Raw genomic sequence first — 24,520 nt, 5'->3', positions numbered from 1 at the left:
TTTTACCCTCCTAGAATGTTATTTATAGAAATCGGAAACTTAGGGTATTCTGCAATCCTATTGCTCCTATTTTGATTATCTTTAAAACCTTCAGCATGTAATTTGAATTCCATAAATATCATTTTTTCTTCAAAGTTCATTAAGTCTATATTTTCATTCAATAGGGTGATTATCCTATCATTATTAGGCACAATAAACTTTAATGCCATACTCCTCCATGCTTCATGTTTTCTAGTGGTTAAATCAGCAGTATTTTCTGGTGTAGGACCATACATTTTAAATACTGCTGCGTTTTCAGATAAAAGTAAATCTAATTCACCTTTTACTTGTAGCCTAGTTTTTTTTTCAGTATTTGAGTGAGAACCATAATAATTATTAGTAGTTGAACTGTTAATTGTAGATCCACCAATCGCATTATTAATGGTACTTCCTTCTATAAATGAATCCTTAATTTCAACACTATTATTACTTTTAGATTGAATTTCTCTTAATACTCCTTGTAAATCTTCATCTTCTTGGATAGCTAAACCTAAAAACTTTTCATTCTTTTTATATGCATCAGGAAGTTCATTAATCTTAGAAACTATCGTCTCTAATTGTTTATCATCTATAATCCACTCTTCCAATTTTCCTTTAAGGTATTGCGACGTAAGATTGCCTGCATATTTAATACCATCCCAGGCTAACCCAGCCAATATTGTTGAAGTTAAAAAATCCATATAAACACCCCTCCATAGAAAATTATACCAATTAAAATTAAAACAGCCTACCAATTTAATTTCGGTAGACTGTTCTTTATCTAAATTTAATTGTGAAATTTAAAAACCGCACTTACTTATGATACGGCTCCCCCCGATTAATCCTAAAAGCTCGATACACCTGCTCCACCAAAATCAATCTCATCAACTGATGCGGAAACGTCATTTTCGAAAAGGACAGGGTATCATTCGCTCTCTTCATCACCTCATCACTCAATCCAAGAGATCCGCCAATGACAAACGCCACTTTACTCTTTCCATAGGTAGCAAGACGGTCGAGATCCGCTGCAAGCTCCTGGGATGATTTCATTTTCCCTTTGATCGCCAGCGCTATGACATGGGTGTCATCGGAAATTTTTGAAAGGATGCGTTCTCCTTCTTTTTGTTTCACCATTTCCATTTCGGAATCGCTGAGGTTTTCGGGTGCTTTTTCGTCAGGGAGTTCGATGATGTCGACTTTGGCGTATGGTGTGAGTCGCTTCAGGAATTCGTCGATTCCTTGTTTCAGGTATTTTTCTTTTAGCTTGCCGATTGTGCAAATTGTGATGTTCACAGGCTATCCCCACTTTGTTTCAGATTACCAACAGATGTTATCCACATTTGTGTACAACTTATCCACATTTAGTGTGCGAATATTAGTTCCCCACTATATATACAGCAGGGTTTGTGCACAATTCACAGGATGTGGATAACTTGTTAATTTCTCTGATTTTTTCGATTTCTGGAGCGGTTTCGTGCTCGTCTACGTACATATCTATCGCTAATTCAATGTGTTCTTCGCAGCATTTCATGTTTACTACTCCTTTATCCACAATAAGAAAAGCGTAAGCGCCTGTTTAGCTCCGACAGACAGATAAGAAATCACACGAAAAGTCCGGTTTTGACTTTTTGGGGGATTTTGTTCTGGCCGAGGAGTTAGGCGCTGAAGCTGGACATCAATGTGGTAAATTCTTTTTTTGGTTTCCTCTTCAAAGAAAAAACAGGAGAAGTTTACCCCTCCTGTTCTTCTCCAAGCTTTAGCTTCACTGATTTCTGTTTGCCTTCGCGGTAGTAAGTAATGTCGATTTCTTCGCCGACTGACCGTTTGTAGAGCTGCTTGCGGAGGTCAATGATGTCTTTGATTTCCTGTCCGTCAAATTCGGTGATGACGTCCATTTCCTTTAGCCCGGCCTGGCCTGCAGGGGAGACCGGGTTCACGCTCATGACGACGACGCCGGATAATACTTTGTCAGGCAGCTTGAGCGTCTGCTCCCAGTGGTAGCTTGAGACTTCATTCAAGGATCTCATGCCGATTCCAAGGAACGGGCGTCTGACTTCGCCGTATTTCTCCAGGTCTTGGATGATTGGAACAGCAAGGTTGATCGGAATGGCGAGGCCAATTCCTTCTACCGCTGATTCGGCGATTTTCATGGAGTTGATGCCGATGAGCTTGCCGTCGATGTTGACGAGCGCCCCGCCGCTGTTGCCGGGGTTGATGGCTGCGTCTGTCTGGAGGACCTCCGCGTTCCAGTCGACTTCTCCGTCCTGGTTCGAGTCGACCGGAATAGCGCGCTCTGTGCCGGAGATGATGCCCTGTGTGACAGAGCCCGAGAACTGGAGGCCGAGCGGATTTCCGATGGCTATGACCGGCTCGCCGGGCTTCACATTATCTGAGTTGGCAAATTCAGCTACCTGCTCAACGGCTTTGCTTTCAGATCTTAAAACAGCAAGGTCCATAAGCTCGTCGCTGCCGAGTACTTCAGCAGGAATCCGGGTGCCGTCGCTCAGGCTGAGCTCGATTTGCGTGGCTCCTTCAATAACATGGTAGTTGGTGACGATGAAGGCACTTCCGCCTTCTTTCTTGTAGATGACACCAGATCCGGTTCCGGCTTCGCCTTTTTCATTCCAGAATCCCGCTTCCTGGATGTTGACGACCCCAACAACCGCTTTTGATACGCTGTCTACGGCTTTTGTGACCGCCGTGCTCACATCTACTGAGATGTTCCGGGACGGAACGGTCGAGTTCGGTGTCTCGTCCTCTGTTTCTTCCTCGTCCCCGCCGAGTGCGAGGTCGTACGGAAGGATGTTCATGTTGGCAAGGATCGGAACGGAAAAAAGGACGAGCAGGCCGCCAAGGATGGCGCCGAGCAGCCCGGGCAGAAATTTGCCGCCGCGGTTGCCTTTTTGCTTCCGGTTGTAGTGTTCATAGTCCTGATCATAGTACCCCATTGGTTATCCCACCCATCTTTTATGTAGCGCGAAAGCTCCTTTTTAGCAGGAGCTTTTGCAGGACGTTATATAGATTCAGTATACCCAAGGATCTTCAAAAAAACTCCAAGTTCTGTGCTAAACAAGCACAAGGGGGGTGGGGGTTTTCGGGTCTGTGTCGTAAAGGTCGAACTGCTCTCCCGGCATGTAGCCTTTGCCTTCAAGCGTCTGCTGGACGGACATGCGTGCGAGCTCTTTCATGTTGTTGTCTTTGCTGAGATGGGCAAGGTAGATGCGTTTTGTGTTGTCGCCGATGACATCGGTCATGGCAAGCGCAGCGTCTTCATTGGAAACGTGGCCGACATCGCTCAGGATCCGGCGCTTGACGCTCCAAGGATAGTGGCCCATGCGCAGCATGTCCACGTCATGGTTGCTTTCGAACACGAAGGCATCCGCATTGTGGATGATGCCTTTCATTCTGTCGCTGACATAGCCGGTGTCTGTGATCAGGGCGAGCTTTTTCCCCTCGTGGTGAAAGGTATAGAACATCGGCTCGGCCGCATCATGGGACACGCCGAACGATTCGACGTCAATTCCGCCGAACGATTGAACAGTCCCGGTCCCAAAGATGAATTTCTGGTCGGGATGGATCGCACCGATCAGTCCTTCCATCGCCTGCCACGTTTTTTCGTTGGCGTAGACAGGCAGATTGTACTTCCGTGCCAGGATGCCGAGGCCTTTGATGTGGTCGCTGTGCTCATGGGTAACGAGTATCCCGGACAGCTTATTGATTTTTCTTCCGATCTGCTGAAACAGGGCTTCCATCTGCTTGCCGCTGAATCCGGCATCAACGAGCAGCGAATGCTGATCTGTTTCGACATATGTTGCATTTCCCGTGCTTCCGCTTGCGAGAACACTGAATTGCAGACTCATTGCGTTCACTCCAATTTTTCATTAGAACGGATGACCTGTCCTTCTAATGCATTTACGTAATAATCCTCCGAATCATTGACGACGATGTGCCAGGTCGGGGCGAGGATCTGTTCGCCCGAGAGCGGGAACGGCGTATAGTAGCCGAACTGAACCTCTGTCACCGTACTGTTCGGTTTTAAGTCGTTCTTGTTGTAAAGGGCCTCAAGCGCCTTAATGGCAGGAAGCGTGTCCTGCTTGCCCTCAAGGTCCTGGATGTTTTCAAGCAGCGTCTGCTCGTAACTCACGAGATGGTTTTTATCATTTAAAAACAGTGTCAGCATTCCGATTTTCTGGTCGGCTGACAGGTCCTGAAACACAAGCCGGTCATTGTATGTCTGGATGTAGATGATCGTGTTTTTCACGTTGTCCGTTTTCCAGAAGGCATATTGGTCGCCTGAGAGAATGTTTTCTCTGACGATTTGATTAAGCTTGCTTTGTGTGTTCGTTTCAGGCAAGGTGAAGGGCTTTTCAAATTCCGCCCGCAGGGACGTAATTTTATCCTCGAGATTCAGAACGTCCTGGGCAGGGAGGGACTCCAGTTCTTCCTCTGTAAACACTTTGCTCTCAGCCGTAATGTAGGCGCCTGTTTCATTGCCTTGCGGAAGCTTCTTGTACGTAATGCCCTCTGCCGCAAGCTGCTCCTCGATCAATGGCTCTTTTATGACATCATACCGGCTGTTGGTAATGACGATATTAAAATATTGAATGGCCAAGAAGGTGTTTAGGACAAGGAAAGCCAGAATGAAAATGGTTTTCGTTTTACTCCAGTCCATCGCTGTTCCCTCCAAGCGTTTCAGTTTGCAGCTTTACGTATTGGCCGCCCGTTGTTTCGGCGTACCAGTACGGTTTGATGGCGACGATTCTCGGCTCTGCTGTTGCCGACATTTCATAAGCAGGGAAGACCCGCTTCACTTTGTCCGGTTCGATGCTTTTTTTCTGCTTCAGCTGGCTGACAACTTCTTTGCTTGAAGGCATATCTACAGAACTTGGGTTATATCCTGAATTCAGACGGTAGAGCGGTCTTGAGTAGGTGGCGATTTCATTTTCTCCCCAGCGTATCGAAATCTCCGTCGGTCCGAACGTTTTTGAATTGTTTTCAAAAACGGGAATGGAATCAATCATCAACCGGAATGAAACGAGCTGGCTATCGGGGTTCATGTTGTAGAAGTGGTACTCATCCGTCCATCCTCCGTGATCATTCAAAAACTCAATGCTCTGCTTCATCGCTTTTCCCCGTTCAATAAACATGCTCGGGTCAATGGTCGGGTTCACAAACCGCAGACGCTCCTGACTCGGATAGATCGTCAAAAGACTCGTTCCGTCCGTATAGATGTTTTGTGTCGGTTTCATTTCCCGGCGGACGTAGTCGGGATTTGTAAAGAGCGCCCGCTTGAACGCTTCGCCATTGACGGAATTAATGATATATTCATTTTCATTAAGAGCAATCCGGCTCTCAGGAAGGAGCAGCCGGTTGCCTTCAGCAATCACCTCAGGCACGAAGCGGTCAAGGTTTTCCCGCTTTTCAATTACAGACGCAATGATGCCTTTGGCGTTCTCATTGCTGATGGAAGCTTCATAGACAAGCCTTTGCTCCATTGAAATAAAGAGGATCTTTTGAAACGACCCGTTTTTTCCGCTTGGAAGGACAATCCGGTCAAATGAAGAGTAGATGGTCTTTTGAGACTTGTATTGAAAAATAGACTGAAAGAGTTCAAACGGAACTTTGTCGCTGAAGAGAAACTCGATCTTTCTTGATTCGCTTTTCCCCGTCAGCCACTCATCCAGCTCATCAGCCGTGTATTTGCCGGACACGTTTTTCACTTCGCCCATGTTCCAGTTTTTCAGCTGATTCCAGACAAAGTCAATTCGTTCCGGCCGGTAGGTGCCGTAATGCTCGGCTTTGTCATGAACCATCATCTGAAAAGGACGGATGACGTCCTCCGGTTCATGCTTCACGTTGCTGATCGGCTCGTTTTCAAGATACTGGCTGCTGTCGATAAAATCGTAGTTCGGCTTAAACGTCCAAAGGTTGTAGGTGAAAAACACGCTTCCGCAGACGAGCAGCATCAATATAACGGTTTTTATATTTTCACGATTCATCCCACTCATCCTCTTGATCCCTTGTAAATGGAAGGGTAAACAGGATCGTTGTTCCTTTCCCTTCCACGCTTTCAGCCCAGATTTCACCGTCATGGGCCCCGATCATTTCTTTTGCGATGGCAAGCCCCAGTCCTGTGCCGCCAAGCTTTCTCGTTCTTGCTTTATCCACGCGGTAAAACCGCTCAAAGATCTTATGCTCTGTTCCTTTTGGAATGCCCATGCCTTGGTCGGTGACGCTGATCTGCAGCATGTCATCAATGATTTCTGTCTTAAAAGTAATCAGTCCGCCCTCTGGAGAATATTTCAGGGCGTTGGAAATAATGTTGTCTAACACCTGTGTTATTTTATCAGGGTCAATATCGACATAGAGCTTTTCTTCCGGCAGATCGCGGAGGAAGGAGACATGCTGCTCTTTCGTCATTTCAAACCTGTCGATAATCTGGTTGAAGAAGGCTGTGAAGTTGACCCACTCTTTGTTGATGCGGTAATCCTTGCTGTCGAGCTTTGACAGCTGCAGTAGATCATTGACAAGGCGAATCATCCGCTCGGTTTCATTCTGAGTTACATTTAAAAACTGCGGGGCAATGTCCTTGTCTTCCCACGCGCCGTCAGCAAGTGCTTCAAGGTAGCTGCGCATCGTCGTAAGCGGCGTCCTCAGCTCATGTGATACGTTCGCAACGAATTCGCGGCGTTCCTCGTCAATTTTCTCCTGCTCCGTAATATCGTAGATCACGGCGATTAAACCTGTGATGCGTTTTTGCTCCTGCTGAATCGTCGAAAAGTTGACCTTCAGGATGTACGGTTTGTCCTCTGTGCTTGCATCAAGGATGAGAGAGTCCTGCTGGTCAATTAAACTATCAAACGTATATTCACCGTCAATGCCGAGAACCTTTGTAATCGGAACATCAATAACCGTTTCACGTGAAACGTTCAGCATTTCTATCGCTGGACTGTTCACGAGAATCACGTCGCCTGCGCGGTTTGTCGCGATAACACCATCAGTCATATGAGCAATCACGGATGCAAGCTTTTTCCGCTCGCCTTCTGTGGATGCCTGCGCTTCTTCAAGCTTGTCTGTCAGGTTATTGAACGTCACCGCCAGCTGGCCGATTTCATCCTCGCCGTAAACGCGCACTTTTCGCGAGAAATTCCCCTTTGCAAGCTCCAATGCCTGCTTTCGCATATCAGACATCGGCCTTGTAATTGTCCTGGCCAGAAAGACGCCCAGAAGCGCCGTAATTGCCAAGGAAATACCGGTTCCGGTCGCAAGAATTCCGTTGATAACCCGCATTTGAGAAAAAACTTCTTCCATTGATGCGACTAGGTATAGGGCACCAATCGTTTCCTGATTGATGTTTTTGATCGGTGTGGAAGAAATTTTTACGCGCCTGCTTGTTGGTTTATCTATATAGACTTTCTCGTCCGGCTTTTCAAAGACAAGCGTCCGTTTGACAAGCACCTCTGTCGTGCGTTTGCCGATAATGTCGCTGTTGTTCGGATCTGATGTCGCAATGACGCGGCTGTTTTTATCTATGACACGGATTTCCTGGATTTCATCCTTTGCGAAATCCTTTAGTATGGCGGTAATGTCTTCTTCAAGAGTGGGGAGGGTTCCGGTAGGATCCTCCGTCCTCTCCTTGGACATTTCCTGTTCGATGCTGTAGTTGATGAAATTGATTCGCTGCGTAATGGATGTATTGAAATTTTCGGTGAGGGACCGTTCAAGCTGCTGAACGAAATAGACACCGATAATCTGCATGGCAATCATGATCAGGAGTACATAGACCATGACGAATTTGAAATGGATGGATCTGAAAAAACCGACTTTGTTCATGAATCCTACTCCTGTTCAGGGTTACGCAGGTAGTACCCGACACCTCGTCTTGTCACAATCCATGTTGGATGACTTGGGTTATCTTCGATTTTTTCACGAAGTCTGCGGACCGTTACGTCGACTGTGCGCACATCTCCGAAATAGTCATAGCCCCATACAGTCTGGAGAAGATGCTCTCGGGTCATGACCTGTCCGATATGCTTGGCCAAATAATGAAGCAGTTCGAACTCGCGGTGTGTCAGTTCGATCGTTTCCCCGCGTTTTGATACCACATAGGCATCAGGATGGATCGTCAGAGAGCCAATTTCAATTTCGTTTTTATCTGACTGCTGCTCAGGAGGCAGCGCCTGAAGTCTTCTTAAATTCGCTTTGACGCGTGCAAGCAGTTCTCTTGTGCTGAAAGGCTTCGTCACATAGTCATCTGCTCCAAGCTCAAGTCCAAGCACTTTATCAATTTCCGAGTCTTTCGCCGTCAGCATAATAATCGGAATTTCATATTTTTTGCGGACCTCGCGGCATACTTCCATTCCGTCTTTGTTTGGAAGCATAATATCTAAAAGGATTAAGTCAGGCTGCACTTCTTCAACCATTTCAAGCGCTTCGTTTCCGTCATAGGCGCAAAAAACGTCGTAGCCTTCTTTTTTTAAGTTAAACTGCAGAATATCTGCAATCGGCTTTTCATCATCGACAACTAAGATTTTCTTTTCCACGGCCAATCGCCCCTTTTATATAAGGTGTTACGTGCTCTCTTCTTAATTTACCACTTATGACAGGCAGATTCATCTTTTCAGGCAGTTTCTTTTTAGGATGTCCCAAACCCGGTGCTGCAAATCAGCGGTGAAAAGACAAAAACCCGGCCATAAGCCGAGCTGTCTGAGCACTTGAAGTCAGAAAGGTTAAAATGAGGAAAACCTCGGGCATGGCCCAAGGTTATCTCTTTAAATACTTCAATGGATCTTTCAGTTTTCCGTTCTCATAGACTTCAAAGTGAAGGTGAACGCCTGTTGAGCGTCCGGTAGAACCCATGACACCGATTTTCTGTCCCTGGGAGACCGTATCGCCGACCGATACAGAGATTGAATCAAGGTGGGCATAAACCGTCTTCATGCCGTTTCCATGATCAATTTCAACTTTATTTCCGTATGCACCGGAATTCCCCGCAGAGATGATCTTGCCGTTGTCTGCCGCTTTGATCGTGCGGTCGCTCGGACGGGCAATGTCAATTCCTTTGTGCATCTTGCCCCAGCGCGTTCCAAGCTTGCTTGATACATATCCGCCGACAGCCGGCCATTGAAGAGAGCCGTTTCCGCGTGAAGGAACCACTTTAGTGCCTTTTACGATGATTTCTTTTACCGGTTCAGTGAGCGTTTCTTCTTTTGTTGTTTCACGTTTCACTTCTTTGCCGTTTTCCTTGTGAACAACATAGTTCATAAGCTTCTGTCCGTCTTTGCCTTCTTGCTTCGTTTTCTTGTCGCCTTTAAACATAGAAGAATCTTCGACCACTTCTGTTTCATAGGCAATGGCTTCTTTTTTAGAAACCTCTTCTTTTACAAGGACATTTGTAAAAGGCTTGTAGTCTTTTACGTTCAGTTCTTCACCAGGCTTGATCACATTCTCATCTGACAGACCCGGATTAAGAGCAAGCAGTTCTTCAACTGAGAGTTTGTATTCAGAAGCAACTCTTGAAAGGACATCTGTCTCTTTTACTTTGTGTTTTTTCTCTTCAAGCGTGCCTTTTGCAAGAAGCTTTACACCTTCCTGTGCTGTCAGCACCTCTTCAGGAGAAATTTTCCCCTCGGAAATTGAAACTTTTCCCGAGAAGGAAACGTCTACTATACGAGATTCATTTTCTTTTAATGGCTGAAGCGGCTGTGAGGACTGCTTCATTTTCTCAGCCTGCTCTACCTGCTCAGCCGGAACGTACTTGGCTTTGTAGGCTTTTAGAACTCTCTCTGCTTCTTCTTTGTTCTTGAAGTAGCCGACAGTCTGATTATCTATTTTAAGTAAAGCTGCGTCTGCTGCTACATTAAGCTCTTCTTTAAGCTTGGCAAGAGTTTCCTCGTTGCTTGCAGCAGGACGGAACATTTGCTCAGGGATAACTTCCATCTCTTCAACCGTTAATTGATAATCTTTATATTCTTTTTTGGCCTCTTCAATCTTTTGCTTTGAAAGGTCATCAATTAACTGCTGACTGTCTACCGTTCCGATTCTTTCGCCGTCCAGATAAATATGGTAAACGGTCTCAAGATTTTCCTCTGCAGAAGCATTCATGCCGAATGTCATGGCGCCTGCGAAAGTCAGACCGAATAATGCTTTCTTTATAGTGCTGTTTGTATGCTTCACGTTGTTTCCAACGAATCCAGTTATGCGCTTAAACACGATACAATTTCCTCCCAAATGACCACTGATCAGTACTTTATCTATCATCTATATAAGCCTATAGTGCTATGTTTGCGGATTTCTTTTTTAGCCACTCTACTAACCTACCATATTATCAGACTATTACCTAGCCATTTTCAAAAATGTAACATTTCTGTATTATTGATGTCATATTTTAGTTTTTGATGTAAAAATTTGCACTTTTATGTAACGGTTATGCGACTATAGGCATAACAAAAAAGACATGCATCCCGTTTAGGATCATGTCTTTTTTCTGTGTCCAGCTTCAGCACCCAGTGCTGAAGCTTTTCGTAGTGGCTTGGGACGGAATCGAACCGCCGACACAAGGATTTTCAGTCCTTTGCTCTACCGACTGAGCTACCAAGCCGAAGTATGTATGGATCAGCGATTATCTGCCGACTTAAATTATTATAGTTCAATAACGGCTTAAACACAAGACTATTTTTAAAATAATTAAAAAATCGAAAGGGACGGATCCCTTTCGATTGGATGGCTTAGCTGTATACGCTTCTTACAACGTTTGTCTGCGTTCTGTCAGGTCCGACAGAGAAGACGGAAAGCGGAATGCCTGTTAGCTGAGATACGCGCTCAATGTAGTTGCGTGCGTTCTGTGGAAGTTCTCCTAGGTCGCGAACGCCTGTGATGTCTTCTGTCCAGCCTGGAAGCTCTTCGTATACCGGCTCACATTCAGCAAGAACTTTAAGGCTTGCAGGGAACGACTCCATGATTTCGCCTTTGTACTTGTATGCTGTACAGATTTTAAGTGTTTCAATGCCCGTCAGAACGTCAATTGAGTTAAGGGACAGGTCTGTAATTCCGCTGACGCGGCGTGCATGGCGGACAACAACGCTGTCAAACCAGCCGACGCGGCGCGCGCGGCCTGTTGTAGTTCCGTACTCACGGCCGACTTCGCGGATCTGGTGGCCGATTTCGTTATCAAGCTCTGTCGGGAACGGACCGTCTCCAACACGCGTTGTGTAAGCTTTGGATACGCCGACAACGTGGTTGATTTTCGTCGGGCCGACGCCTGAACCGATCGTTACGCCGCCTGCAACAGGATTTGATGATGTAACGAACGGATATGTGCCTTGGTCGATATCAAGCATAACTCCCTGTGCACCTTCAAACAGAACGCGTCTGCCGCCGTCAAGAGCGTCGTTCAGCACAACAGCTGTATCGCAGACGTACTGTTTGAACTGCTGGCCGTACTCATAGTACTCATCAAGAATTTCTTCCATTGTGAAGCCTTCTGTTTCATAGTACTTTTCAAGCATGCGGTTCTTTTCTTCAAGGTTGCGCGCAAGCTTTTCTTCAAACGCTTCGCGGTCAAGAAGGTCAGCAATACGGATGCCGACACGTGCTGCTTTGTCCATGTAAGCAGGTCCGATTCCTTTTTTCGTCGTGCCGATTTTGTTGGCGCCTTTGCGCTCTTCTTCTACTTCATCCAGCTTAAGGTGGTAAGGAAGAATAACGTGTGCGCGGTTGCTGATGCGCAGGTTGTCTGTGCTGACACCGCGGTCGTGAAGATATTTAAGCTCCGTCATAAGAGCTTTAGGATCAACGACCATTCCATTGCCGATTACACAGGTCTTATCACTGTAGAAGATACCTGATGGAATTAAGTGCAGCTTATATGTTTCACCGTTGAATTTAATTGTATGTCCGGCGTTGTTTCCGCCTTGATAACGGGCAATGACCTCCGCATTTTCGGAAAGGAAATCGGTGATTTTGCCTTTTCCTTCATCTCCCCATTGTGTACCAACTACTACTACTGAAGACATTAATGTGCACCTCCGGTTATTTAAAACACTTTCTAGTTTCGCTCAATCAAACAAGCTAATTCTACCAGTTGACCGGCCAAAAGTCAATGAAAAGACGAACATTAATGAGATTTCATTTTCTTTTCGTTCGTAATATATCGTGATTACGGGTAATTTGGTTCTTCTTTTCATAGGTTAACCCTTGATTTAGTGTTTCATTCTGAAAGGGGGGATGTGTGATTGATAATGGCAATGGTACCCGTTCGGGCCATCCAGGTCGTTTACTTGCCAACCCGCGCTGTTTACTTGCCAAAATACCTCTTTTACTTGAAAAAGCCGATCCGTTACTTGTCGTAAACACCCGGTCACTTGAAAAATTCCATATTTCGCCTAAATAACAGCGTGCATCCTTCGTACATGTGTCCCGCTTCAGATAAAACGCACTCAAAATTACCCCAAACAAAAAAAGCCGCCCGCAAGGACAGCTTCTAAGCACCTGGAGGGACGCCGGCATCATCGAAGCGCCGTTCCAGGTTGACGAATTTGTTGTATTCTTTGACGAACGCCAGGCTGACGGTGCCTACTGGTCCGTTACGCTGTTTGGCGATGATGATTTCGATGATGTTTTTGTTTTCGGATTCTTTGTCGTAGTAATCATCCCGGTAGAGGAAGGCTACGATATCGGCATCCTGCTCGATACTTCCGGATTCACGGATATCGGACATCATCGGACGCTTGTCCTGACGCTGCTCAACGCCGCGGGAAAGCTGGGAAAGAGCGATGACCGGCACTTTGAGTTCCCTTGCGAGAGACTTCAGTGTCCGGGAAATCTCGGATACTTCCTGCTGACGGTTGTCCTTGTTCCGTCCGCTTCCCTGGATGAGCTGCAGGTAATCAATCAGGATCATGCCGAGGCCGCTTTCCTGCTTAAGGCGGCGGCATTTGGCCCGGATGTCGCTGACACGGATACCCGGCGTATCATCGATGTAAATGCCTGAGTCAGAGAGGCTTCCCATGGCCATTGTGAGCTTGCCCCAGTCTTCAGGGGTCAGGTTTCCTGTACGCAGTGCCTGGGCGTTAATGTTGCCTTCTGCGCAGAGCATCCTCATGACGAGCTGGTCTGCACCCATCTCAAGACTGAAGATGGCGACGTTTTCGTCCGTTTTTGTTGCGACGTTCTGGGCGATGTTCAGGGCAAAGGCCGTTTTACCAACGGAAGGACGGGCCGCCACGATGATAAGGTCATTTCGCTGAAAGCCTGCCGTCATCCGGTCGAGCTCGGTAAATCCTGTCGCGATTCCCGTGATGTCGCCTTTTCGTGTGTGGAGCAATTCAATGTTATCGTACGTTTGGACGAGTACATCTTTAATGTTCTGGAAAGCTCCTGCATTTTTGCGCTGGGAGACTTCCATGATATTCTTTTCGGCTTCGTTTAAGAGAACTGCCACTTCGTCTTCGCGCGAATATCCGTCCTGGGCAATGGTTGTTGCCGTGCGGATCAGGCGGCGAAGAATGGATTTTTCCTCGACGATTCTGCCGTAATATTCAATATTGGCTGCTGTCGGGACAGAACCCGCCAGGTCGCTTAAATAAGATACGCCGCCGATTTCCTCTAGTAAATTGGCATCAGCAAGCTCTGAGGTGACTGTTACTAAGTCAACAGGCTCTCCTTTATCCGCAAGCCCGAGCATGACATTGTAAATCTTCTGATGAGATGCTCTGTAAAAGTCTTCTGGAATCAGAATTTCAGAAGCTGTAATCAATGATGCGGGTTCGAGAAAAATGGCTCCGAGCACGGCTTGCTCCGCCTCAATATTCTGTGGAGGAATCCGGTCATCAAACATTTCATTCATGATGATCACCGTCCTTAACTTGATTTAGGCAGGACTGTGCCTGCAAAAAAGATGTGATGCGCAGAAAAGAAGCAGCATCCATTCACACATCACATCTTGCTTATTATTGTTCAGTTACATGCACTTTCAGTGTTGCAGTTACGTCAGGGTGAAGCTTGACAGGCACGTTTGTATAGCCGAGAGCGCGGATGGCATCCGGCAGCTCGATTTTGCGCTTGTCGATTGTATGGCCATGTGTTTTAAGCAGTTCATCTGCGATTTGCTTGCTTGTAATTGAACCGAAAAGGCGGCCGCCTTCTCCTGATTTTGCTTTGAGCTCAACTGTCAGGCTCTCGAGCGTTTCTTTCAGTTCTTTTGAGCGCTCAAGCTCTGCTGCGGCTTCTTTTTCTTCTTTTTTCTTCTGGCCCTGCAGTTTGCTGATTTCTGTGTTGTTGGCTTCGATTGCAAGCCCCTGTTTGATCAGGAAGTTATGTGCGTAGCCGTCTGCTACATTTTTCACTTCCCCTTTTTTGCCTTTGCCTTTAACATCTTTCAGGAATATAACTTTCATGATTTGGTTCCTCCTTCTAAATACTCCAGGATTGCCTGTTCTAATCTCTCTTCTGCCTCATTCAGAGACAGGTTCTCAAGCTGAGTGGCCGCATTCGTAAGATGTCCGCCGCCGTCTAAGGCTTCCATGATCAGCTGGACGTTAATGTCCCCGAGTGAACGGGCGCTGATGCCGATGGTCTGGTCGTTCCTTCTGGCAAGGACAAAGGATGCCACAACGCCGCTCATCGACAGCAGGGTGTCCGCTGTCTGGGCGATGATGACCTGATCGAACATCTCGTCTGAATCAGGATCTGCCTTCGCGATTGCGATGCCTTCTCTCAGCATGTTTGTATTTTGAATCAGTTTTGAACGCTTCACATAGTGCGTAATATCTTCTCTCATAAACTTCTGCACAAGGATCGTGTCTGCCCCTTTGGATCTTAAATAAGAAGCCGCGTCAAATGTGCGCGATCCCGTTCTGAGCGTGAAGCTTTTCGTATCCACGATGATGCCGGCAAGCAGCGACGTCGCTTCAATCATGTTCATTTTCAAACGTTTTGTCTGATATTCCAGAAGCTCTGTTACAAGCTCGGCCGTTGAAGAAGCATAAGGCTCCATGTAGACGAGAAGCGGATCTTTAATAAATTCTTCGCCGCGTCTGTGATGATCGATGACGACAACATTATCCATTTTGTTGAGCAGCTTTTCATCGATGACAAGGGATGGCTTATGCGTATCTACGACGATCAGCACAGAATCATCGGTCGAGATCTCGAGCGCCTCATCTCTCGTAATAAAACGGGACCAGAGATCCGAATGCTGTCTGACTTCCTGGATCAGCCGCTGGACGCCTGTATCGATCTCGTTTTGATCAAGCACGATAAAGCCTTCTTTATCGTTCACCTGCGCCACTTTCAAGATGCCGATAGCGGAACCGATCGAGTCCATATCAGGGTATTTGTGACCCATGATGATGACCTTGTCGCTTTCAGAAATGATTTCTGTCAGAGCGTGTGAAATAACCCTTGCACGAACCCGAGTCCGTTTTTCCATCGGGTTCGTTTTCCCGCCGTAGAATTTCACTTTTCCGTTCGTCTGCTTGATGGCCACCTGGTCGCCACCGCGTCCGAGTGCAAGATCAAGACTCGACTGGGCAAGGTCTCCAAGCTCCGTCAGAGAAGGGACGCCTGAACCGATTCCGATACTTAGCGTCAGGGAAATGTTTTCTACGGTCGTCTGCTCTCTAACTTCGTCAAGAATTGAAAACTTTCCTTTTTCAAGCTTGATTAAAATATGTTCATTCAAAATCGCCATAAAGCGCTCTGAGGATGTTCGTTTCAGGTAAATGCCGTTTTCAGTCGCCCATTTGTTCAGGATGGATGTGACATGCGAGTTGATCGAGCTTTTCGTCTGATCATCTAGCCCCTGGGTCACTTCATCGTAATTATCAAGAAAAATAAGGGCAAGAACCGTGCGCTCATCTTCATACTGTTTCTCAATTTCAATCTGCTCTGTTACATCAAAGAAATAGAGCAGCCGTTCTTCCCGCTTAATGATCACCTTGAATTTCCGTTCATGAAGGGTGATCGTTTCGGTGTCCACTTCCTGTTTCACAAGCGGAACAAGAGCTTCTGCGACATCATACATGGACCGCCCGACAAGGGTATCCTCATGAAAACAGGAGGTAAGGAACGGATTGGTCCATTCAATATGGAACTGTTCATTAAACAGCATGATGCCAATCGGCATTTCCATCAAAGCTTCCTCTCCAACCCGCTTCAGACGGTAGGAGAGCGTGGAGATATAGGTCTCCATCTCTGCTTTTATTTTTTTATCAGCAGCCCGGAGAAGAAACAAAATCGCGCCTAAAAGAAGGACCCCGGCTAAACCGATCATCCACTGATAGTAAAAGAGGATGATGATGGAAATCGCGGTCAGGGCAATCAATGCTAAAAGGGGGTACCTGATTAATGGTTTTTCAAAAAAGCTGGGCATGTTGTTTCATCTCCTCAAACCTACAGTGAAACATACGCAAGATTGCTTTAGTCAATGTATGAATCTAGTTTATGCGCTTTTCTTTTATTTTTTCACGCGGCCCCGCAAATTAAATGCTAAATCAATTATACCTAAGATTCTTACGAGATACATCAGGATCGGGACAATCAATGAAACGATGACCGCAACAATCGGTATCGCTTTTGAATAGTTCTTCACATAGCTGTAGAACCAGATGAATGAAAAACCCTGGATGACAAGGAGCATCTGCAGCATAAACAGAAGGTTAACAGCTGCGATGAAAAGAAAGCTGCCTTCCTGAAGATCAAAAAACATCAGAAAGCTTACACCGAGGTAATACCAGACGATGCTTGAAGGAAGTTTCCACTCGCGGAAGTGCTTAATCTTCGCCATTTGCACATTCAGTCTCTTCATCACCGGAATGGCCGCGGCGTGCGAGAGCAGGGTGAAAATAAAAGCAGAAGAGAGAAGGACACTTGGAATCAAGTAGCCTATGAGCTTCATCTGCTCTTCCAATTGTTGAATTGCGTCTTCATTTGCTTCCTGTCCCACTGCTGCCATCATGGATCTCGCCATTTCAAAGGTTTCATCCATTGCAGCTGTCATTTCCTTCACAGGATCAACCTGAAAAAACGCAACGGATGCAGCATACAGCACGACAAAGCTCAGCAGAAAGGAAAGTGTTCCAGCTATTAAAGCTCCTGCTGTCTGCTTTTTTCTGTAGAAATGACCCATCACAATCCCGCTTATTGAAAAAATCAGGGTCAGCGGCAAAGCAAACAAAGAACCAATTAACAATGGCACAGCACAAGATGCAGCCGTCAAAATGCCTGCCGGCTTTAAACCATGCCTGACCGTGTACAAAATAAACGGCAGCGGCATAAAGAACATTAAAATCGCCCCGAACAGCGGCAGATAAAGCGTCATAAATGTTAAGACAGCAAACAGCGCCAAAAGAATCGCGCCTTCTGTCAGTACGTTAACCCGTTTCACAGATTCACCTCTTTTTTACCTTCCAAGCTTATTTTAAATGAAGCGCGGTCTGCAAATCAAATCATGCAGAGGTTTCTTTGAATAATAAAAAAAGCAGCAAGGAATCCTCACTGCCTTTTTCATCTTATTATTCGCCAGAAACGTATGGAAGTAAAGCCATTTGACGAGAGCGTTTGATAGCAATCGTTAATTTGCGCTGATATTTAGCGCTAGTTCCTGTTACACGACGTGGTAAAATTTTACCGCGCTCAGAAACGAATTTTTTAAGCAAATCTACATCTTTGTAGTCGATGTGAGTGATTCCGTGTGCAGTGAAGTAGCACACTTTACGACGTTTTGCACGTCCACCTTTGCGTCCGCCTGCCATAGTTGTTTCCTCCTTCCGTAACTTTATTTAGTTCGAGCTGTATGTTTTAGAACGGTAAGTCATCATCAGAGATATCAATCGGCTTTCCATCGTTAGCGAATGGATCGTCATCAAAGTTCGAACGCCCTTGATTACGCTGATTCTGATTTTGATTTTGGTTTTGGCTGAATGGATTCTGCTGTCCGCCTTGTCCACCCTGGCCTCCGCCGTAATAATTGTTGTTTCCGCCACCGCCGCTGTTTCCACCACCGCTGCTTTTAGGCTCAAGGAACTGGACGCTTTCTGCAACCACTTCGGTTACGTATACGCGCTTGCCAGTCTGGTCTTCATAGCTGCGTGACTGAAGACGTCCATCAACGCCCGCAAGACTGCCTTTTTTAAGGAAGTTTGCAACGTTTTCGGCTGGACGGCGCCATACGACACAGTTAATGAAGTCCGCTTCTCTTTCGCCCTGCTGGTTTGTGAAGGCACGGTTTACAGCTAATGTAAAAGTAGCAACTGCCGCTCCGGCTGGAGTGTAGCGCAGTTCTGGATCTTTTGTTAGTCTGCCGACTAAAACAACCCGGTTCATCATCAGAATCATCCTTTTCTGAGATATCTAATCTATATGAATTACGCTTCTTTTCTAGTTACCATGTGACGCATGATGTCTTCGCTGATTTTCGCTAAGCGGTCAAATTCTTGAACAGCTTCAGGCTGTGATGCAACTTGAAGAAGCATGTAGTAGCCATCGCGAAGATCGTTGATTTCGTAAGCAAGACGGCGCTTGCCCCACTCTTTTGTTTCTTCAACTTCCGCACCATTGTCAGCTAAAATTGTGTTGAAACGCTCAACAAGAGCTTTTTTAGCCTCATCTTCAATGTTTGGGCGGATGATATACATGATTTCGTATTTATTCATCTCTTACACCTCCTTTTGGTCTAAACGGCCCTAAACGGGCAAGGAGCAATTAACATTTCAATTACTCACAAGTTTAAATTATAGCAAACAAATGGACTTTAGGCAACCCGGGATTAGACATTAAAACGGAAATGAATAACGTCTCCGTCCTTCACGATGTATTCTTTTCCTTCAAGGCGCACTTTTCCGGCTTCACGGGCTGCTCCCATTGTTCCTGCATTCAGCAGATCTTCATAGGAAACCGTTTCTGCGCGGATAAATCCGCGTTCAAAGTCAGAGTGGATGACACCGGCACACTGAGGTGCTTTCATGCCTTTTTTGAACGTCCATGCACGCACTTCCTGAACGCCTGCCGTGAAGTAAGTAGCAAGGCCAAGAAGGTTGTATGATGCTTTGATCAGCTGATCAAGGCCTGATTCTTCAATTCCGAGCTCTTCAAGGAACATTTCTTTTTCCTCGCCGTCAAGTTCTGCAATTTCAGATTCAATTTTGGCGCAGACAACAATGACCTCTGCTTTTTCACCGGCAGCAAATTCGCGGACAGCTTTCACATATTCATTGTTTGACGCATCTGCCACTTCGTCTTCAGAAACGTTTGCTACATAAAGAACCGGCTTGCTTGTAAGCAGGTGCAGATGCTTTACGATCTTCATCTGTTCGTCTGTAAATTCGACAGAACGGGCAGGTTTGTCATTTTCAAGCGCCTCTTTAAGCATTAACAGAACCTCATGCTCATAAACGGCATCTTTGTCTTTTTGTTTTGCAAGCTTGCCGACGCGGTCTGCGCGCTTGTCTACTGATTCAAGGTCTGCAAGGATCAGTTCAAGGTTGATCGTTTCGATATCGTCAATCGGATCCACTTTTCCTGCTACGTGAGTGATGTTGTCATCAGCAAAGCAGCGGACAACGTGGCAGATTGCGTCTACCTGGCGGATATGGGAAAGGAACTTGTTTCCAAGGCCTTCTCCTTTGCTTGCGCCCTTTACGATTCCTGCAATATCGGTAAATTCGAATGCAGTCGGAACCGTCTTTTTAGGCTGAACAAGTGCTGTCAGCTTTTGAAGACGTTCATCCGGCACTTCAACGATCCCGACGTTCGGATCGATTGTGCAGAACGGATAGTTGGCTGATTCTGCTCCAGCCTGTGTGATGGCGTTAAAAAGAGTCGATTTCCCAACGTTCGGAAGACCGACGATTCCTGCTGTTAAAGCCATAATGAATTCCACTCCTCTATATTTATAAATGGCCCGTGTCAAAAAGGGCTTTGCGTTTTATCTTCTGGACAAAAAAAAGACAAGTCCTCGTTTCTAAACCAATCTTCAACAATTATAGATAGTAACGAGGGAAATGACAAGCTAAAGAGGGAGAGGCCCGGATTGCTGAAAAGGTATTTTCTCCACTAAAAAAAGGAAAACCGGCTTGTAAATCCGTGTTTTCCCTTTAGAAAAACTTATTCTTCATGTTTGACTAATCTTTTTTTCATCTTCCTGGCAAATTCCCTGCGCGGAATCATGACACTGTGTGAGCAGCCTTCGCATTTGATGCGGATGTCCATGCCCATTCGGATAATTTTCCAGCGGTTCTCTCCGCACGGATGAGGTTTTTTCATTTCGACAACGTCATTTAAGCCGAACTCTTTATCCACTATTCCGTCACCCTTTCTTTTGGCCTTGATTCCTCGTTTCTTGAGTACATCACCATGCGCGGATATGGAATTTCAATTCCGTGCTCATCAAGCCTCATCTTAATTTCCTTTCTGAGCACCCTTGAAATATGGAAATGCTTCATCGGGAGAACCTCGCTTACAACCCGGAGCACAACTTCAGAAGGTCCGAGATTCTGCACGCCGAGCAGTTCAGGCGGCGCGACCATTTCTTCATATTTATCAGGAAGCTCAAGCAGCAGATCCTCAATAACTTTTTCTGCCTTCGGAATGTCACCCTCATAGGCAATGCTGACATCAACAAACGCCACGCTGTTGTTGATCGAGAAGTTTGTCACTTCCGTTATGTTCCCGTTTGGAAGGATATTGATTTCACCGGTCCAGCTTTTGATTTTTGTCGTCCGCAGGCCGATTTCTTCAACCGTTCCTTCAAATTGCCCTACACGGATCATATCCCCTACAGAAAACTGATCCTCAAAAATAATGAAGAAACCAGTGATAATATCCCGTACAAGGTTTTGCGCGCCAAAGCCGACGGCAAGACCGACAATTCCCGCTCCTGCAAGAAGCGCCTTTACATCAAAGCTCAGCGTCTCAAGAATCATGAGGAGAGCAATGAAGTAAACAAGATAGGTCAGTACGTTGTCCAGCAATTTAACAAGGGTGTTTTCTCTCCGCTCTGAAATCCGGAGCGGTGATTTTGTGCGGAGCGTGAAGATCTTTCCGATCACCACATTGCCGATCTTGATCAAGATGGAGGCAAGAATGAGAATCCCGATGATCTTCAGCAGCCCTTGTCCGGCACTGAGCCACATATCTTCATTAAAAAAAGAATCTGTCATTTTATTCATCAGCTTGTTGGCAAAATCCACTATTTATCAACCTTTCTTAAGAAAGATAAAAGACTGCATATTTTAAGATAAAATTTATTTTAGCAATTTTTCATAGGAAATGACAGTCCTGAGCTAAAACTCCCGCAATCACGTAATCATGTATAGAATTCTGAATTCTTCCGTATACTGATACTACTAAAATGAGGGAGTGAAAGGATGAATTTTAAACCTGGCTTTTTAAAACCGTCGCGTGACCGTATCCATTATGAAGATGAACATGCGGCCGAGCAGCTGTCAGCTGAACTGAAACTCCTTCATTCTGTCCGGAAACCGGTTGTCGTGCTGTGCATCGGAACAGACCGTTCAACAGGCGATTCCCTGGGGCCTTTAGTCGGAACAAAACTGAAGGAAGCAGGGCTGCGCCATTTTCATATATACGGGACATTGGCAAACCCTGTCCATGCGGTTAATTTAGAAGAAACCATCGAGGCGATTGAACGTGTCTTCCACAAGCCGTTTATCTTGGCTGTGGATGCATGCCTCGGCAGGTTGAAAAGCGTCGGGACGTTTCAGGTTGGGGCTGGCCCGATCAAGCCGGGCGCAGGCGTCAACAAGGTTCTCCCTGAAGTTGGAGACATCCACATTAACGGCATTGTCAATGTGAGCGGATTTATGGAGTTTTTTGTCCTTCAAAACACAAGGCTGCATCTTGTAATGTCGATGGCCTCGATTATTGCAGACAGCATTGCATCCATTGACCGCGAAATGAACGCGGCGCCGCCAAAGAAAAAAACCTCCTGGCTGAACCAGGTCAAGGATGCCAGCAGGTCTATACAATAAGATTATACAAGTTTCATCACAGTGATGATCACAGCAACGACAGCAAGACTCGGAAGGAGATTTGCCACGCGGATCGCTTTAATCGAGAGCATGTTCAAGCCAATAGCAAATATCAGGATGCCGCCTACAGCTGTAATTTCTGAAATAAGATCATCAAGCAAACTCTTAGGAATATACTGATGAATCACATTGGCAAATACGGCAATGCCGCCTTCATACAAAAAGACCGGCACGGCCGAAAACAGCACGCCGATACCAAGCGTGCTTGAAAGGACCATGCTCGTAAAGCCGTCGATCATGGATTTCGTATACAGAATGTCATGGTCCTGTCTAAGACCGCTGTCAAGCGATCCGACAATCGCCATTGCGCCGATAACGAAAATAAGTGTGGCTGACACAAAGCCCTGCGCAAAATTTCCGGACTGATCCCTGCTGAATTTCCGTTCAAGCAGGCGTCCGACCCGGTGAAGCATTTGCTCAATATCAATCGCTTCCCCAATGACGGCTCCAAGCACGAGGCTGATGATCACAATGAAAAGCTGCTTGCTCTCAAGCGCCATATCAAGACCTAATACCATTACAAACAGACCGATCCCAGCCATGACGGTCTGTTTCATCGTCTCAGGTATTTTCCTCAGCAGAAGACCTAACAGGGCCCCTGCGACAATACCTGCTGCGTTAACCAAACTTCCTGTTAAAACCACTTTATATCACTCCGTTAGCTCTATGTATGTCAGCCAAAGCAAAAGAAGCCGCCTTATGGGCAAGATGGCTTCCTAAGATGATTGCTCCGCTTCAAGCAATTCCAGAATTCTCTCGAGATCTTCCTTTGAGAAAAATTCAATTTCAATTTTGCCTTTTTTCTTTTGCTGCCTGATGGTGACAGATGTGCCGAAATACTCCCGCAAGTAGGATTCTCTCTCTTTAATAAACACATCTTTGCTGACAGCCTTCTTTTTCGTTTCACGTGGAACGTTCTCGTTCAGCTGCTGCACCAGAAGTTCCACCTGACGGACATTCAGCTGTTCCTTCATGATTTTTTCAGCGAGAGGCTTCACTTTCTCTTTGTTTTTCAGTCCAAGCAGCGTTCTGCCGTGACCCATTGAGAGCTTACCGTCGGATATATGCTGCTGAATAGCTGACGGAAGGGAAAGGAGCCTCAAATGATTGGCAATGTGAGGTCTGCTTTTGCCGAGCCGCCTGGCGAGTTCCTCCTGCGTAATGTGCAGGTGGTCAAGCAGGGACTGATACGCAGCTGCCTCTTCAATCGGAGACAGATCTTCACGCTGAAGATTTTCAAGGAGAGCAAGCTCCATCATCTGCTGCTCGGTCAGCTCTCTCACAACAGCGGGCATAACCTCTAGTTCCGCTTCTTTCGCCGCACGGTACCTTCTTTCACCGACAACAATTTCATAGCCCTTTATACTTTTTCTCACAACAATCGGCTGGAGAATGCCATGCTGAAGGATGGACTCCTTCAGTTCTTCAATCGCACCGGGTGCAAATGTTTTTCGGGGCTGATAGGGATTGGGACGCAAATCCTTCAGTTTGATTTCCTGATAAGATTCATCTTTGCCGGCTTCTATATTCGTAAAAAAAGCGTTAAGTCCTTTTCCTAACCCTTTAGCCATTCACTACCACTTCCTTTGCCAATTCTAAATATACATCTGCGCCTCTTGATCGCGGGTCGTAAATGATAATCGGCTTTCCGTGACTTGGTGCTTCACTTAAACGCACGTTCCGCGGAATAATCGTTCTGTAAACTTTATCGCGGAAATACTTCTTCACCTCTTCAATGACCTGTATGCCTAAGTTGGTCCTGGCATCAAGCATTGTCAAAAGCACGCCTTCAATCATTAAATCGGTATTCAAATGTTTTTGGACAAGCCTTACTGTGTTTAAAAGCTGGCTCAGCCCTTCAAGAGCATAATATTCGCATTGCACAGGGATGAGGACGGCATCAGAGGCCGTCAGAGCGTTGATTGTCAGAAGCCCGAGAGAAGGCGGACAATCGATAATCATATAATCATAGTTATGTTTTACTTTTTCAAGCGCACGTTTCAGACGGACTTCCCTGGAAATGGTCGGGACAAGTTCAATTTCGGCACCCGCTAATTGGATCGTGGCCGGAATAACGTCCAGATTTTCGACAGCAGTCGGCTTTATGACATCTACTACATCTGCATCATCTACTAAAATATCATAAACACATAGTTCAACATCTGCTTTTTCAATTCCAATACCGCTTGTCGCATTTCCTTGTGGGTCAACATCAACGAGCAAAACCCGTTTTCCAATATAAGCCAGGCAAGCGCCAAGATTTACGGAAGTTGTTGTTTTGCCGACTCCGCCTTTCTGGTTCGCAATGGCAAGAATTTTCCCCACAGTGTCACCTCATTCACTAGACATGAACTCTATCATCTCTTTATTCTATCATGAAATATGGACAATAGTTTGAACTTTTTAGGAATTTGAAAAAATGCGCCAATAGGCCGTAAACCTTGTTTTATCAG

26 protein-coding genes and 1 tRNA gene are annotated in these 24,520 nt (G+C 46.0%); 2 read left to right on the top strand and 25 right to left on the bottom strand.

What is annotated here, in order from left to right; genetic code table 11:
• Positions 1-2: 2 nt before the first annotated feature.
• The 12 genes from AZ46_RS13415 to AZ46_RS13365 all read right to left on the bottom strand — a co-directional run bounded on the left by AZ46_RS13415 (position 3) and on the right by AZ46_RS13365 (position 12,032).
• Positions 3-719 (bottom strand): hypothetical protein, encoded by a 717-nt coding sequence (locus AZ46_RS13415; RefSeq protein ID WP_029282978.1) that lies wholly within the window; start codon positions 717-719, stop codon positions 3-5.
• 112 nt (positions 720-831) lie between these two features.
• Positions 832-1,311: a 23S rRNA (pseudouridine(1915)-N(3))-methyltransferase RlmH gene (gene rlmH, locus AZ46_RS13410; RefSeq protein WP_029282976.1), complete on the bottom strand. Its 480-nt coding sequence runs from the start codon at positions 1,309-1,311 to the stop codon at positions 832-834.
• Between the two features lie 82 nt (positions 1,312-1,393).
• Positions 1,394-1,549, bottom strand: coding sequence for a CxxH/CxxC protein (locus AZ46_RS21575; RefSeq protein ID WP_081414216.1), 156 nt, complete (start codon positions 1,547-1,549; stop codon positions 1,394-1,396).
• Between the two features lie 199 nt (positions 1,550-1,748).
• Complete coding sequence (locus tag AZ46_RS13405; RefSeq protein ID WP_029282974.1) at positions 1,749-2,966, bottom strand: S1C family serine protease; 1,218 nt, start codon at positions 2,964-2,966, stop codon at positions 1,749-1,751.
• Between the two features lie 117 nt (positions 2,967-3,083).
• The gene (locus AZ46_RS13400; RefSeq protein ID WP_029282972.1) at positions 3,084-3,878 is read right to left on the bottom strand and encodes an MBL fold metallo-hydrolase; all 795 of its coding nucleotides are present in this window, start codon (positions 3,876-3,878) and stop codon (positions 3,084-3,086) included.
• A 5-nt stretch (positions 3,879-3,883) separates the two neighbouring features.
• Entirely contained in the window at positions 3,884-4,690 is an 807-nt protein-coding gene (locus AZ46_RS13395; protein ID WP_029282970.1) for a two-component system regulatory protein YycI, read from the bottom strand.
• Positions 4,677-6,017, bottom strand: a complete 1,341-nt coding sequence (locus tag AZ46_RS13390) for a YycH family regulatory protein (RefSeq protein WP_029282968.1) — start codon at positions 6,015-6,017, stop codon at positions 4,677-4,679. The genes AZ46_RS13395 and AZ46_RS13390 overlap by 14 nt, the downstream gene beginning before the upstream one ends.
• Positions 6,007-7,851, bottom strand: a complete 1,845-nt coding sequence (gene walK, locus AZ46_RS13385) for a cell wall metabolism sensor histidine kinase WalK (protein ID WP_029282966.1) — start codon at positions 7,849-7,851, stop codon at positions 6,007-6,009. The genes AZ46_RS13390 and walK overlap by 11 nt, the downstream gene beginning before the upstream one ends.
• A gap of 5 nt (positions 7,852-7,856) precedes the next feature.
• Positions 7,857-8,561, bottom strand: coding sequence for a response regulator YycF (gene yycF / locus AZ46_RS13380; RefSeq protein WP_029282964.1), 705 nt, complete (start codon positions 8,559-8,561; stop codon positions 7,857-7,859).
• Positions 8,562-8,781: 220 nt separating this feature from the next.
• Positions 8,782-10,230: a peptidoglycan DD-metalloendopeptidase family protein gene (locus tag AZ46_RS13375; RefSeq protein WP_029282962.1), complete on the bottom strand. Its 1,449-nt coding sequence runs from the start codon at positions 10,228-10,230 to the stop codon at positions 8,782-8,784.
• A gap of 315 nt (positions 10,231-10,545) precedes the next feature.
• A tRNA-Phe gene (locus AZ46_RS13370) sits at positions 10,546-10,618 on the bottom strand.
• Between the two features lie 127 nt (positions 10,619-10,745).
• On the bottom strand, positions 10,746-12,032 hold the full coding sequence (locus AZ46_RS13365; RefSeq protein ID WP_029282960.1) for an adenylosuccinate synthase: 1,287 nt from the start codon (positions 12,030-12,032) through the stop codon (positions 10,746-10,748).
• Between the two features lie 215 nt (positions 12,033-12,247).
• Between AZ46_RS13365 and AZ46_RS21970 the strand changes: the two genes are divergently transcribed.
• Positions 12,248-12,409, top strand: coding sequence for a hypothetical protein (locus AZ46_RS21970; protein WP_158001655.1), 162 nt, complete (start codon positions 12,248-12,250; stop codon positions 12,407-12,409).
• Between the two features lie 90 nt (positions 12,410-12,499).
• Here AZ46_RS21970 and dnaB read toward each other — a convergent pair whose 3' ends face one another.
• The 10 genes from dnaB to AZ46_RS13315 all read right to left on the bottom strand — a co-directional run bounded on the left by dnaB (position 12,500) and on the right by AZ46_RS13315 (position 21,185).
• Positions 12,500-13,864 carry a replicative DNA helicase gene (gene dnaB, locus AZ46_RS13360; protein ID WP_029282958.1) on the bottom strand — a complete coding sequence of 455 codons (1,365 nt, stop codon included), beginning with the start codon at positions 13,862-13,864 and terminating at the stop codon, positions 12,500-12,502.
• 103 nt (positions 13,865-13,967) lie between these two features.
• Positions 13,968-14,414, bottom strand: coding sequence for a 50S ribosomal protein L9 (gene rplI, locus AZ46_RS13355; RefSeq protein ID WP_029282956.1), 447 nt, complete (start codon positions 14,412-14,414; stop codon positions 13,968-13,970).
• The gene (locus tag AZ46_RS13350) at positions 14,411-16,390 is read right to left on the bottom strand and encodes a DHH family phosphoesterase (protein WP_029282954.1); all 1,980 of its coding nucleotides are present in this window, start codon (positions 16,388-16,390) and stop codon (positions 14,411-14,413) included. The genes rplI and AZ46_RS13350 overlap by 4 nt, the downstream gene beginning before the upstream one ends.
• 84 nt (positions 16,391-16,474) lie before the next feature.
• Complete coding sequence (locus AZ46_RS13345) at positions 16,475-17,404, bottom strand: YybS family protein (protein ID WP_029282952.1); 930 nt, start codon at positions 17,402-17,404, stop codon at positions 16,475-16,477.
• Between the two features lie 127 nt (positions 17,405-17,531).
• Positions 17,532-17,771 carry a 30S ribosomal protein S18 gene (rpsR, locus tag AZ46_RS13340; protein WP_029282950.1) on the bottom strand — a complete coding sequence of 80 codons (240 nt, stop codon included), beginning with the start codon at positions 17,769-17,771 and terminating at the stop codon, positions 17,532-17,534.
• Between the two features lie 46 nt (positions 17,772-17,817).
• Positions 17,818-18,345, bottom strand: coding sequence for a single-stranded DNA-binding protein (ssb, locus tag AZ46_RS13335; protein ID WP_029282948.1), 528 nt, complete (start codon positions 18,343-18,345; stop codon positions 17,818-17,820).
• Positions 18,346-18,383: 38 nt separating this feature from the next.
• Entirely contained in the window at positions 18,384-18,671 is a 288-nt protein-coding gene (rpsF, locus tag AZ46_RS13330; protein ID WP_029282946.1) for a 30S ribosomal protein S6, read from the bottom strand.
• A gap of 113 nt (positions 18,672-18,784) precedes the next feature.
• A complete protein-coding gene (gene ychF, locus AZ46_RS13325; protein ID WP_029282944.1) occupies positions 18,785-19,885 on the bottom strand; it encodes a redox-regulated ATPase YchF in 1,101 nt (366 codons plus the stop codon).
• A 236-nt stretch (positions 19,886-20,121) separates the two neighbouring features.
• Positions 20,122-20,319, bottom strand: coding sequence for a DUF951 domain-containing protein (locus tag AZ46_RS13320; RefSeq protein WP_029282942.1), 198 nt, complete (start codon positions 20,317-20,319; stop codon positions 20,122-20,124).
• The gene (locus AZ46_RS13315; RefSeq protein WP_029282939.1) at positions 20,316-21,185 is read right to left on the bottom strand and encodes a mechanosensitive ion channel family protein; all 870 of its coding nucleotides are present in this window, start codon (positions 21,183-21,185) and stop codon (positions 20,316-20,318) included. The genes AZ46_RS13320 and AZ46_RS13315 overlap by 4 nt, the downstream gene beginning before the upstream one ends.
• Before the next feature lie 198 nt (positions 21,186-21,383).
• On the opposite strand from AZ46_RS13315, the gene yyaC reads away from it, so the two are divergent.
• Positions 21,384-22,007 (top strand): spore protease YyaC, encoded by a 624-nt coding sequence (gene yyaC, locus AZ46_RS13310; RefSeq protein WP_029282937.1) that lies wholly within the window; start codon positions 21,384-21,386, stop codon positions 22,005-22,007.
• Between the two features lie 2 nt (positions 22,008-22,009).
• On the opposite strand, the gene AZ46_RS13305 is transcribed toward yyaC, so the two are convergent.
• The 3 genes from AZ46_RS13305 to AZ46_RS13295 all read right to left on the bottom strand — a co-directional run bounded on the left by AZ46_RS13305 (position 22,010) and on the right by AZ46_RS13295 (position 24,392).
• A complete protein-coding gene (locus AZ46_RS13305; protein ID WP_029282935.1) occupies positions 22,010-22,711 on the bottom strand; it encodes a DUF554 domain-containing protein in 702 nt (233 codons plus the stop codon).
• A 72-nt stretch (positions 22,712-22,783) separates the two neighbouring features.
• Positions 22,784-23,638, bottom strand: coding sequence for a ParB/RepB/Spo0J family partition protein (locus tag AZ46_RS13300; protein ID WP_029282933.1), 855 nt, complete (start codon positions 23,636-23,638; stop codon positions 22,784-22,786).
• Positions 23,631-24,392: a ParA family protein gene (locus AZ46_RS13295; RefSeq protein ID WP_029282932.1), complete on the bottom strand. Its 762-nt coding sequence runs from the start codon at positions 24,390-24,392 to the stop codon at positions 23,631-23,633. Before AZ46_RS13295 ends, AZ46_RS13300 begins: the two co-directional genes overlap by 8 nt.
• Positions 24,393-24,520: the final 128 nt, after the last annotated feature.

This window comes from Metabacillus indicus LMG 22858, assembly GCF_000708755.2.
GTDB lineage: Bacteria > Bacillota > Bacilli > Bacillales > Bacillaceae > Bacillus_P > Bacillus_P indicus.
This window is presented reverse-complemented; position numbering and strand designations above follow the sequence as displayed.

Excerpts from the sequence above, each read along its gene's own strand:
- AZ46_RS13365 (WP_029282960.1), bottom strand. The coding sequence starts at position 12,032 with ATGTCTTCAGTAGTAGTAGTTGGTACACAATGGGGAGATGAAGGAAAA.
- AZ46_RS13315 (WP_029282939.1), bottom strand. The coding sequence starts at position 21,185 with ATGAATAAAATGACAGATTCTTTTTTTAATGAAGATATGTGGCTCAGT.
- ssb (WP_029282948.1), bottom strand. The coding sequence starts at position 18,345 with ATGATGAACCGGGTTGTTTTAGTCGGCAGACTAACAAAAGATCCAGAA.
- walK (WP_029282966.1), bottom strand. The coding sequence starts at position 7,851 with ATGAACAAAGTCGGTTTTTTCAGATCCATCCATTTCAAATTCGTCATG.
- AZ46_RS13400 (WP_029282972.1), bottom strand. The coding sequence starts at position 3,878 with ATGAGTCTGCAATTCAGTGTTCTCGCAAGCGGAAGCACGGGAAATGCA.
- AZ46_RS13395 (WP_029282970.1), bottom strand. The coding sequence starts at position 4,690 with ATGGACTGGAGTAAAACGAAAACCATTTTCATTCTGGCTTTCCTTGTC.
- ychF (WP_029282944.1), bottom strand. The coding sequence starts at position 19,885 with ATGGCTTTAACAGCAGGAATCGTCGGTCTTCCGAACGTTGGGAAATCG.
- rplI (WP_029282956.1), bottom strand. The coding sequence starts at position 14,414 with ATGAAAGTTATATTCCTGAAAGATGTTAAAGGCAAAGGCAAAAAAGGG.
- AZ46_RS21575 (WP_081414216.1), bottom strand. The coding sequence starts at position 1,549 with ATGAAATGCTGCGAAGAACACATTGAATTAGCGATAGATATGTACGTA.
- yyaC (WP_029282937.1), top strand. The coding sequence starts at position 21,384 with ATGAATTTTAAACCTGGCTTTTTAAAACCGTCGCGTGACCGTATCCAT.
- AZ46_RS13405 (WP_029282974.1), bottom strand. The coding sequence starts at position 2,966 with ATGGGGTACTATGATCAGGACTATGAACACTACAACCGGAAGCAAAAA.
- AZ46_RS13390 (WP_029282968.1), bottom strand. The coding sequence starts at position 6,017 with ATGAATCGTGAAAATATAAAAACCGTTATATTGATGCTGCTCGTCTGC.
- rpsR (WP_029282950.1), bottom strand. The coding sequence starts at position 17,771 with ATGGCAGGCGGACGCAAAGGTGGACGTGCAAAACGTCGTAAAGTGTGC.
- AZ46_RS13415 (WP_029282978.1), bottom strand. The coding sequence starts at position 719 with ATGGATTTTTTAACTTCAACAATATTGGCTGGGTTAGCCTGGGATGGT.
- AZ46_RS13300 (WP_029282933.1), bottom strand. The coding sequence starts at position 23,638 with ATGGCTAAAGGGTTAGGAAAAGGACTTAACGCTTTTTTTACGAATATA.
- rpsF (WP_029282946.1), bottom strand. The coding sequence starts at position 18,671 with ATGAATAAATACGAAATCATGTATATCATCCGCCCAAACATTGAAGAT.
- dnaB (WP_029282958.1), bottom strand. The coding sequence starts at position 13,864 with ATGAATGAAATGTTTGATGACCGGATTCCTCCACAGAATATTGAGGCG.
- AZ46_RS13350 (WP_029282954.1), bottom strand. The coding sequence starts at position 16,390 with ATGCCCAGCTTTTTTGAAAAACCATTAATCAGGTACCCCCTTTTAGCA.